The organism is Micromonospora sp. NPDC049559, from assembly GCF_040676675.1.
In the GTDB taxonomy this organism is placed as follows: domain Bacteria; phylum Actinomycetota; class Actinomycetes; order Mycobacteriales; family Micromonosporaceae; genus JBFAPK01.
Window position 1 is genome coordinate 49,840 of sequence record NZ_JBFAPK010000034.1, and the last position, 9,984, is coordinate 59,823.

Below are 9,984 nucleotides of genomic sequence, written 5' to 3' on the forward strand. Positions count from 1 at the left end.
CGGCCGGGCGGTGCGTGACACGCCGGCCGTGTCACGCCCGGCCGGGGTGGTGCGTGACACGCCGGTCGGCCGCGCTACCCCGGCCGGCTCAGCGCCAGCCGCCCGGCGGGGTCAGCGGCTCCACTGCGGGGCGAGTCGGGCGGCGATCGCCCGCAGCCCCTCGGCCGGGCGGCTCATCGCCCGCTCCACGCCGCCGTGCTCCTCGCCGCCGAAGTGGTCCACCAGGCTGAACGACTCGGTCACCCCGGCCGCCGCGCTCTCCCGCCGGCCCGCGCTGACCCGGCCGGCGAGCACCACGCACGGCAGTCCCCGGTCGCGGGCCGCCCCGGCTACCCCGGCGACCACCTTGCCGCGCAGCGACTGGTGGTCGAACGAGCCCTCGCCGGTGATCACCAGATCCGCCTCGTCGAACGCGGCGTCGAGCCCGATCAGGCGGGTGACCAGCTCGATACCGGACTCGCACCGGCCGCCGAGGGCCAGGATCGCCGCGCCGAGCCCGCCGGCCGCACCGCCCCCGGGCAGCCCGACCAGCCCCGGCGGGCAGGACGGCAGGTCCCGTTCCAGTACCGCGGCGAAGGTCTCCAGGGCGCCGTCGAGCAACAGCACGTCCTCCCGGGTGGCGCCCTTCTGCGGCCCGTACACGTTCGAGGCGCCGTGCAGCCCGGTCAGCGGGTTGTCCACGTCGGTGGCCGCGACCAGGGTCACGTCGCGCAGCCGGGGCACACCGTCCAGGGAGGCGACGCCGACCAGCGCGGCGCCCCCGTACGGCAGGGCGCGCCCGGCCGCGTCCAGTGGTACGGCGCCCAGCGCGGCGAGCATCCCCGCGCCCCCGTCGTTGACGGCGGAGCCGCCCAGCCCGATCACCACCCGCCGCGCGCCGGTCTCGACCGCGGCGGCGACCAGCACCCCGAGCCCGTACGAGGTGGTGGTCTTCGGGTCGCGTTCCTCGGGCGCCAGCAGGTGCAGACCGCAGGCCTGGGCGCTCTCCACGTAGGCGGTGACCGCTGTCCCGTCCCCGGCCACCAGGATCTCCCCGTCCGCCGGACGCCCGAGCGGGTCGACCGTGCGTACCGGTATCCGCCGGCCCGCCACCGCGGTCGCGAGCACCTCGACGAAGCCCGGTCCGCCGTCGGCGAGCGGGCGGGTGACGATCTGGTCGGCCGGGGCCGCCTCGCGCCAGCCGGCCGCGACGGCCGCGGCCACCTCGGGGGCGGAGAGGGTCCCGGCGAACTTGTCCGGACAGATCAGAATCCGCATGCAGGGCAGTGTGACAGTCGTGACGCACCGTGGGACAGCCCACAACTTCCGTCGCCGCGCGGGCAGCGGGCTGTGGGATCATGGGGTACGTGACTTCAACCTGGGTTGAACCGTCGAACACCGCCACCGCCCTGCTCCTCCTCGGGCGGGGCAGCGACCCCGGCAGTGAGCGCGGCGTCGACTGTCCGGGCGAACTCCCCGCGCCGAGCGACCCGGACCTGGTCGCCCGCGCCCGCGCCGCCAAGGCCGCGCTGGGGCAGAAGGTGTTCGTGCTGGGCCACCACTACCAGCGCGACGAGGTGATCCAGTTCGCCGACGTGACCGGCGACTCGTTCAAGCTCGCGCGCGAGGCGGCGGCCCGGCCGGAGGCGGAGTACATCATCTTCTGCGGCGTGCACTTCATGGCCGAGAGCGCCGACATCCTCACCAGCGACGCGCAGCGGGTGGTCCTGCCCGACCTGGCCGCCGGTTGTTCGATGGCCGACATGGCCGCGCTGTCGCAGGTCGAGGCGGCCTGGGAGGTGCTCGCCGACGCCGGCGTGGCCGGGTCGACCGTCCCGGTGACCTACATGAACTCCTCCGCCGACATCAAGGGCTTCGTCGGGCGCAACGGCGGCGTCGTCTGCACCTCCTCGAACGCCAAGACCGCGCTGACCTGGGCGTTCGAGCGGGGCCAGCGGGTGCTCTTCCTGCCCGACCAGCACCTGGGCCGCAACACGGGCGTGCTGGAGCTGGGGCTGGACGCCGACGACTGCGTGCTCTACGACCCGCACAAACCGGGCGGTGGCCTGACCGCCCAGCAGCTGCGGGAGGCCAAGATGATCCTGTGGCGCGGGCACTGCTCGGTGCACGGGCGGTTCACCCTCAGCAGCGTCGACGAGGTACGCATGCGGGTGCCCGGCGTGAACGTCCTGGTCCACCCCGAGTGCCGGTACGAGGTGGTGACGGCGGCCGACTACGTCGGCTCGACGGAGTACATCATCTCCACCATCGAGGCCGCCCCGGCCGGCTCGGCGTGGGCGGTCGGTACCGAGCTCAACCTGGTGCGCCGGCTGGCCAACGCCCACCCGGACAAGCAGATCATGTTCCTCGACCGGACGGTCTGCTACTGCTCCACCATGAACCGCATCGACCTGCCGCACCTGGTCTGGGCGCTGGAGGAACTGGTCGCCGGCCGGGTCGTCAACCAGATCACGGTCGATCCGGAGACCGCCCGTCACGCCCGGGCGGCGCTGGACCAGATGCTCGCCCTGCCCGGCGCCACGCCGGCCCCCGGAGCGCGGGGCGCCCATCACGTTGTGTGATGGGGAATCGACGGAAAATCACCGGACTCGCCCTCTAATGGCGGGCTTTCCGGCGTGACCGACGCTTTTTCGTAACAGAGGGCTATGCTGCCCGAGCGACATCGAGCCAGCCGCGCGCCGCTCCGACGCGGCTCGGGCAGCCGCACAAGTGGACACCCTGGCTCTCTCTCACCAGCAACATCGACGCGCTGGAGGTTGCGTTGACCGACGACGTCCTGGTCGTACATGGCGGTACTCCCCTGCACGGGAAGATCCGGGTCCGCGGCGCCAAGAATCTCGTCTCCAAAGCCATGGTCGCCGCGCTCCTGGGCGACGAGCCGAGCCGGCTCTACGACGTACCGCGCATCCGCGACGTGGAGGTCGTCCGCGGCCTGCTCGGGCTGCACGGGGTGAAGATCACAGATGGCGCGGAGGACGGCGAACTCATCCTCGACCCGGCCAACGTCGAGAGCGCGCCGACCGACGAGATCAACGTCCACGCGGGGTCGAGCCGGATCCCGATCCTTTTCTGCGGCCCGCTGCTGCACCGCCTCGGCCACGCCTTCATCCCCGACCTGGGCGGCTGCCACATCGGCCCGCGACCGATCGACTTCCACATCCAGGCGCTGCGGCAGTTCGGCGCCGTCGTGGACAAGACCCCCGAGGGCATGCACCTGACCGCGCCGAGCGGCCTGCACGGTACGAAGTTCAACCTGCCGTACCCGAGCGTCGGCGCCACCGAGCAGGTGCTGCTCACCGCCGTCCTCGCCGAGGGCGTCACCGAGCTGCGCAACGCCGCCGTGGAGCCGGAGATCATCGACCTGATCTGCGTACTGCAGAAGATGGGCGCGATCATCAAGGTGCACACGGACCGGGTGATCGAGATCCAGGGCGTACCGCGGCTGGGCGGCTACACCCACCGGCCGATCCCGGACCGGATCGAGGCGGCGAGCTGGGCCGCGGCGGCGCTGGCCACCCGGGGGCACGTCGAGGTGCTCGGTGCCGAGCAGCAGGACATGATGACCTTCCTGAACGTCTTCCGCTCCGTCGGCGGCGAGTACGAGGTCACCGACGCCCGCGCGCCCCGCGCCGGCTTCGCCGGCCAGGAGGGCGGCATCCGCTTCTGGCACCCGGGCGGCGAGCTGCGGGCGGTGGCCCTGGAGACGGACGTCCACCCCGGCTTCATGACCGACTGGCAGCAGCCCCTGGTGGTCGCCCTCACCCAGGCCCGCGGCCTGTCGATCGTGCACGAGACGGTGTACGAGCAGCGGCTGGGCTACACCGAGGCGCTCAACAAGATGGGCGCGACCATCCAGGTCTACCGCGACTGCCTCGGCGGTACGCCCTGCCGCTTCGGCCGGCGCAACTTCAAGCACTCGGCGGTCATCGCCGGGCCGAGCAAGCTGCACGCCGCCGACCTGGTCATCCCGGACCTGCGCGCCGGGTTCAGCCACCTCATCGCCGCGCTCGCGGCCGAGGGCACCTCGCGCGTCTACGGGGTGGACCTGATCAACCGCGGCTACGAGGACTTCGAGAACAAGCTCTCCAGCCTCGGCGCCCACGTCGAGCGCCCGTAGCGGGGACCCGACCCGGACAGCGTTCCCCGGGCGGCGCTTGCAAGATCCGGACGGACCCGGGTGGCGCTCCCCAAGATCCGAACAAATTCAGCGGAAGAGTGGCTGTCGCGCGGCGATTGGCCACTCTTTCTCTGAATTTGCGCGTCCCTCGGCGGGCTCCGGCCCCCCGGCGGGGACGAGCCCGCGTACGTGGTGTGCAGGGCGCGTCGTCCGCCCGCTACCCTTCATTCGTGCCGTCGCTGTTTCGCCGTAAACCCGCCGAGCTCGTCGAGGAAGACGTCACCCCGGTGACGACCGACGAGGCCGCCCCGTCCCGTCCCCGCAACTACACGCCGAGCAAGAAAGAGCTCGGCGTGGAGACGCCGAAGCGTCCGACGGCGGGTCGGCGGCCGGTGAGCACCAAGCCCCTCACCAAGGAGGAGGCCCGGGAGCTGCGGCGGGCGCAGCGCGCCGAGGCGTCGGAGACGTTCCGCCGGGAGGGCGGCCCGCGCGACCGCGGGCCGGAGCGGCGGCTCGCCCGCGACGTGGTCGACTCCCGCCGTACGGTCGGCACCTGGTTCTTCGGCGGCGCGCTGATCGTGCTGATCGGATCGGCGAACACGATGCCGCCCGAGATCCGGCTCGCCTCGAACCTGCTCTGGGGCGCCCTGGCGCTCGGCGTGGTGGTCGACTCGGTGCTGATCTCCCGCCGGATCCGCAAGCTGGTCCGCCAGCGCTTCCCCAAGACGGACCAGCGGATGGGGTCGCTCTACCTCTACGCGATCATGCGGTCCATCACGTTCCGCCGGATGCGCGCCCCCGCGCCGCAGGTCAAGATCGGCGACGCCGTCTAGCGGCGGTTCGGCCGGCACCGGCCCGGCGCGGCGACGCCCGGACCGCTCGGTCCGCCTCGGGCGCTCAGTCCGCCCCGGGCGCCGTCAGCGCGGAGTCCGGGCCCCGGTACAGGCGGGCGACCACGTCCTCGATGTCCGGTTCGACGATGGAGATGTCGCGCAGCGCCGCCAGGCCGGCCAGCCGCGCCACCACCTCGCCGGCGGTCACCGACTCGCAGACGAAGACCAGCCGGCGCCCCTCCGCGTCGGCCTGGTGCAGCGGCGCGCCGGGCAGCTCGGGCGGCGCGGCCAGCGGCGCGTCCAGGTCGACCACGACCAGCCGGCGCGAGCCGTACCGCGCGTGCAGCTCCTCGATCGTGCCGTCGTGCACCACCCGGCCGTGGTCGATGACGACCAGCCGCCGGCAGAGCCGCTCGATGTCGGCGAGGTCGTGCGTGGTCAGTACCAGGGTGGTGTCGCCGGACCGCCCCAGCTCGGCGAGGAACTCGCGGACCGCCTGCTTGCTCACCAGGTCCAGGCCGATCGTCGGCTCGTCCAGGAAGAGCACCTCCGGCCCGTGCAGCAGCGCGGCGGTCAGCTCCCCGCGCATCCGCTGGCCGAGCGAGAGCTGGCGCACCGGTACGTCCAGGAAGCCGTCGAGGTCGAGCAGGTCGCGGCAGCGGCGCAGCCGGGCGGCGTGCTCGGCCGCGGGAACCCGGTAGATGTGCCGCAGCAGCGCGAAGGAGTCCCGCAGCGGCAGGTCCCACCAGAGCTGCGAGCGCTGGCCGAAGACCACCCCGATCCGCGCCGCCAGCCGGGTGCGCTGGGCCACCGGCGTCAGCCCGCAGACCCGGACCGTACCGGCCGAGGGCATCAGCACGCCGGTGAGCATCTTCAGGGTGGTGGACTTGCCGGCCCCGTTCGGGCCGATGTAGCCGAGCATCTCGCCCCGGGTGACGGTCAGGTCCACCCCATCGACCGCGGAGACGACCCGCCGCTCGCGGCGCAGCCGTCCGGCGCGTACCCGGACCGTGAAGTCCTTGCGCAGCCCGCGGGCCTCGATGACGTGCTCCCCGGCGCGCGGGGACGGCGGCCGTCCGGACATGTTCACGACCCCGTACTCCGGTAGTGCCTGACGCCGACCCGCCACGCGGCGGCGGCGCCCCCGGCCGCGACCAGCGCGACCGCCGGCGCGGCCCAGCCCACCCAGGACGGCAGGCCCAGCGGGTCGGCCCGGCCGAGCAGCGCCAGGGCCGGGTAGTAGGCGACGAAGGCGAAGCCCAGACCGTACGCGAAGACGGTCCGGAACCAGCCACTGTAGACGGTGACCGGGTACGACGTGAAGTCGCGCCCGCCGTAGGTGAAGGCGTTCGCGATCTCCCCGGAGTCGATCCACCAGAACGAGAGGGTGGCCGAGCCGACGAAGATCGAGGCGAAGAAGAGCGTACCGGCCAGCGGCGCCACCACGAGCAGCACGACCCGACCGGCGGTCCAGTCGATCCGGGCCGACGAGACCGCGACGACGAGCACCGCGAGCCCGAACAGGGCCCGGGAGACCTTGCGCAGCGGCAGGTCCATCAGCAGCAGTTGGGGCAGCGCGCCCAGCGGCCGGACCAGGACCGCGTCGAGCAGTCCCGTGCGGACGTACCGCCGGAGCCGCTCGATGTTGCCGACGGTCAGGTCGGCCGTGGCGAAGGAGGCGGCGGAGAGGCCGACCATCAGCATCGCCTCCCGCACGTCGAAGCCGCCCAGCGTCCCGGTGACGCGGAACAGCACCAGCACCGTCACGACGTCGAAGACGGTGGCGCCGACGTTGCCCACGAGTTCGACGACGAACGAGGTCCGGTAGGTGGCCTGGGAACGGGCCTGTCCGCGCAGCAGCGCCAGGTACGCCGCGGCGGTCGTGCCGGGCCCGTCCCGCGTCGCCGTACCGCGCTCAGCCACCCTGCACCACCAGGTGGCGCTCGGCCCGGCGCTGGACCGCCCGGCAGGCCAGCAGGAGCAGCCCCGCCCAGGCCAGTTGGAGCGCCACCAGGCCGAGTCGGGTCGCCGGCGGATCCCGCTCGACCAGCACGTCGAGCGGGGTCTGCAGCAGTCCCGGGAACGGGGTGGCCGCCCACAGCAGCAGGACGGCCCAGTCCGGCAGGAAGCGCAGCGGGAAGTAGAGCCCGGCCAGCACCCCGGACGCGAGCGTCCACAGGGTCATCGGGCCGCGCACGTCGGCCAACCAGTACCCGACCGCGTTGACCAGGTAGCGGCAACCGAACGAAATGACGACGGCGAGCAGTACGGAGACCACGAAGAGCGGCACCGTGGACCAGTGCGTCGGCAGGTAGAGGTCGAAGAAGAGCGGCCCGGTGAGCACCGGCGGTACGAAGCGGGTCAGCACCGCGTAGGCGGCCCGCCCGAGGTCCGTGGCGAGGTAGCTGGTCACCGGATGGATCGGGCGCAGCAGGTCGCTGGCGACGTCCCCGGTGCGGATCCGGTCGGCGAGATCGGTCCAGCCCCAGAGGAGCACGACGGCGAGCAGCCCCTGCCCGACCCAGACGAAGGTGGCGAGCTGTGGCGCGTCGTAACCGGCCGCCATGCCGCCGGAGCCGTGCGCGACGGCCAGGAAGACGTAACAGCGGAGGAAACCGAAGACGGTATTGGTGAAAGCTCCGGCAACTGTCGCTTGGCGGTAGGTAGAGTATCGACGGACCCCTGATCCGGTTATCGCAGCAAATGTCCGGAACCACGGCATAATGTTTCTCCAGTTGGGCCGTCCCACAGTGGCGGCGACTGAGCCCACGCCGTTACCCTCCTTCCGCGACCACGCTGCGACCGGGCCGGGTGACTGTATCCGGTACCCCAGGCTGCGCAGCGAGATTTTCCGGCGAGGTGACACCCCGTGAGCGAGCGACGCGAGCCGTTCCAGCGGCTACGGCGCGCGCGCAGGGCCGGTGTCGAAGTCGCGGTCGAGTCGAGACGGAGTCCAGGCGGTGATCCGGCACTGCCGCCGGGCCCGGACTGGCCCCGTCGCAGGCCGGCCGGTGGCTCCGACACAGGCCCGGACACGGGCGAGGTCGCGGCATGACCGACCGGTACGGTGACCTCTGGCGGGACGCCGCCGAACCGTCCTGGGTGGTCGAGCCGACCGCGGAGTGGACGCCCCAGTTCCCCGGACAGCGCTACCCCGGTGACATCGGACACCAGCAGGCGTCCCACCGGCCGAGGCGGCGTCCGAGCGCGTCCGGCCGGGCCGGCGTACCGGCACCCGGCGAGCACCCCGCGCCGCCGGAGCGGTACCCGAACGGCGGTGGCTATCCGGGCGAGTCGTACGCGGACGGTGCGTACCCGGCCGAGGGCTACCTCGCGGACGCCTACCTCGACGACGAGGAGTACCCCGGCGAGGGATACCCCGTCCGACCGGGGCCACGCGACGTGCGGCGGTCGGCCGCCGCCAACGGCTGGGCCGACCAGGGCGCGCGCGGCGAGCAGCGCCGAACCGACGGTCCACGCCGGCCGGACCCGCGCCGCGGCGGCGGGTACGAGCCCGGGCGCGGCCCCGCCGATCGCGGCCCGGCCCAGCGCGGCCCGATCGAACGCGGTCCGATCGAACGCGGCCCGATCGAGCGCGGCCCGATCGAACGCGGCCCGGCCGAGCGCGGCCCGATCGAACGCGGCCCGGCCGAACGCGGCGCCGGTTGGGCGGATCGGGATCCCGGCTGGGTCGAGCGCGATCCGGGCCGTGGGCCGTTCGAGCGCGACGGGCGCCGGGGCGGATCGGCGCTGCCGCCGGCCGCCCGGGCCGGTGGGGCGGTCGGCGACCGCCACCCCGGCTGGCCCGGCGACGCACCGCCCGAGGAGACCCAGCCCCTGCCCGGTCCGCGCCCCGGACCGCGCGACGGGCGCATCGCCCCCGGCGACGGACGGGGACGAGGCGCCCCCGACGGCCTCGGGCGCCGTGCTCCGGGTTCCCCCGCCGTACCGCCCGGCGGCCCGGGACGGCCCGACGGGTGGCCGGCCGCGCCCGGTCGAGGCCGGCCGGGCTACGACGAGAACCGCTACGACGACCACGGCTACGACGAGGGGCCGTACCGGCCCGATCCGGAGCCGCGCCCGGGCCGCGCGCCCGGGCCCGGCTGGGCGGACCGCCCGGGTCACGCCCCCGGCGGACCGGCCGAGCGGCGTCCCGCCGCCGCGCACGAACCACCGGCACCCGGTTGGCCGCAGCAGGGGCGGCCGGTGGCCCGGCCCGATCTGCCACCGGCGCGCGACGGTCGTCGGTACCCGGAGGTGGGTCGCCCGGCCGGCCCCGAGGTGCCGCGCCCCGCAGGGCCCGAGGTGGGTCGTCCCGTGGGCCCCGATCCCCGTACCGCGCCGGACCCGGTCGCGCGTCCGGCCGCCCAGCAGCGGCCGGAGCACCCTGGCCGGGTGCCGTCCGCCCCGCACCGGCCCCCGGTCGAGTTCACGCGTCCGGAACCGCCCGGCGAGTACCCCCGCCCCGAGCGGGTGGCCGCGCCCGAGTTCACCCGCCCCGAGCGGGCTCCGGCCCCGATCGCCCGTACGGCGCCGCCGGCTCCCGTTCCGCCGGCACCGCCGGTCACGCCTCCGGTCGGCGCGGTGCCGCCACCGGCCGCGCCGAGACCACAGCCACCGGCCGCTCCCGTGCCGCCTCCGATCCCGGTACCGCCGGTCGCGCCGGCCGCCGCAGCCCCGGTCGTACCGCCACCGCCCGTCGCGCCGAGGCCACAGCGACCGGTACCGCCGCCGGCCGCGCCGGTATCGGGTGCACCCGTCTCGGGTGCGCCCGTCTCCGGCGGTCCCATCCCCGGTGCGCCCGTCTCCGGTGCGCCCGTCTCCGGCGGTCCCATCCCCGGTGCGCCCGTCTCCGGTGCGCCCGTCTCCGGCGGTCCCATCCCCGGTGCGCCTGTCTCGGGTGCGCCCGTCTCCGGCAGGCCCGTCTCCGGTGCGCCTGTCTCGGGTGCGCCCGTCTCCGGCGGTCCCATCCCCGGTGCGCCCGTCTCCGGTGCGCCCGTCTCCGGCGGTCCCATCCCCGGTGCGCCCGTCTCT

The 9,984-nt window shown here is 74.4% G+C and carries 7 protein-coding genes and 1 pseudogene; 4 read left to right on the forward strand and 4 right to left on the reverse strand.

Annotated features, from left to right (window positions below; translation table 11 throughout):
* Positions 1-111: 111 nt before the first annotated feature.
* Positions 112-1,257, reverse strand: coding sequence for a glycerate kinase (locus tag AB0J86_RS29380; RefSeq protein ID WP_363860883.1), 1,146 nt, complete (start codon positions 1,255-1,257; stop codon positions 112-114).
* An 89-nt stretch (positions 1,258-1,346) separates the two neighbouring features.
* Here AB0J86_RS29380 and nadA point away from each other — a divergent pair, with 89 nt between their 5' ends.
* From nadA to AB0J86_RS29395, 3 genes are all read left to right on the forward strand, one after another.
* Positions 1,347-2,561 carry a quinolinate synthase NadA gene (gene nadA / locus AB0J86_RS29385; RefSeq protein WP_363860884.1) on the forward strand — a complete coding sequence of 405 codons (1,215 nt, stop codon included), beginning with the start codon at positions 1,347-1,349 and terminating at the stop codon, positions 2,559-2,561.
* A gap of 200 nt (positions 2,562-2,761) precedes the next feature.
* On the forward strand, positions 2,762-4,117 hold the full coding sequence (murA, locus tag AB0J86_RS29390; protein WP_363860885.1) for a UDP-N-acetylglucosamine 1-carboxyvinyltransferase: 1,356 nt from the start codon (positions 2,762-2,764) through the stop codon (positions 4,115-4,117).
* A gap of 230 nt (positions 4,118-4,347) precedes the next feature.
* Positions 4,348-4,950, forward strand: coding sequence for a DUF3043 domain-containing protein (locus AB0J86_RS29395; RefSeq protein WP_363860886.1), 603 nt, complete (start codon positions 4,348-4,350; stop codon positions 4,948-4,950).
* 64 nt (positions 4,951-5,014) lie between these two features.
* Here the strand turns inward: AB0J86_RS29395 and AB0J86_RS29400 are convergent, their stop codons facing one another.
* From AB0J86_RS29400 to AB0J86_RS29410, 3 genes are read right to left on the reverse strand one after another with little or no spacing between them, the layout of a single operon-like run.
* Positions 5,015-6,034: an ATP-binding cassette domain-containing protein gene (locus tag AB0J86_RS29400; protein WP_363860887.1), complete on the reverse strand. Its 1,020-nt coding sequence runs from the start codon at positions 6,032-6,034 to the stop codon at positions 5,015-5,017.
* Positions 6,035-6,036: 2 nt separating this feature from the next.
* The gene (locus tag AB0J86_RS29405; protein WP_363860888.1) at positions 6,037-6,873 is read right to left on the reverse strand and encodes an ABC-2 family transporter protein; all 837 of its coding nucleotides are present in this window, start codon (positions 6,871-6,873) and stop codon (positions 6,037-6,039) included.
* Positions 6,866-7,672, reverse strand: coding sequence for an ABC-2 family transporter protein (locus AB0J86_RS29410; protein WP_363860889.1), 807 nt, complete (start codon positions 7,670-7,672; stop codon positions 6,866-6,868). The genes AB0J86_RS29405 and AB0J86_RS29410 overlap by 8 nt, the downstream gene beginning before the upstream one ends.
* 329 nt (positions 7,673-8,001) lie before the next feature.
* On the opposite strand from AB0J86_RS29410, the pseudogene AB0J86_RS29415 reads away from it, so the two are divergent.
* Positions 8,002-9,984: pseudogene (locus tag AB0J86_RS29415) on the forward strand (hypothetical protein); the annotation flags it as partial.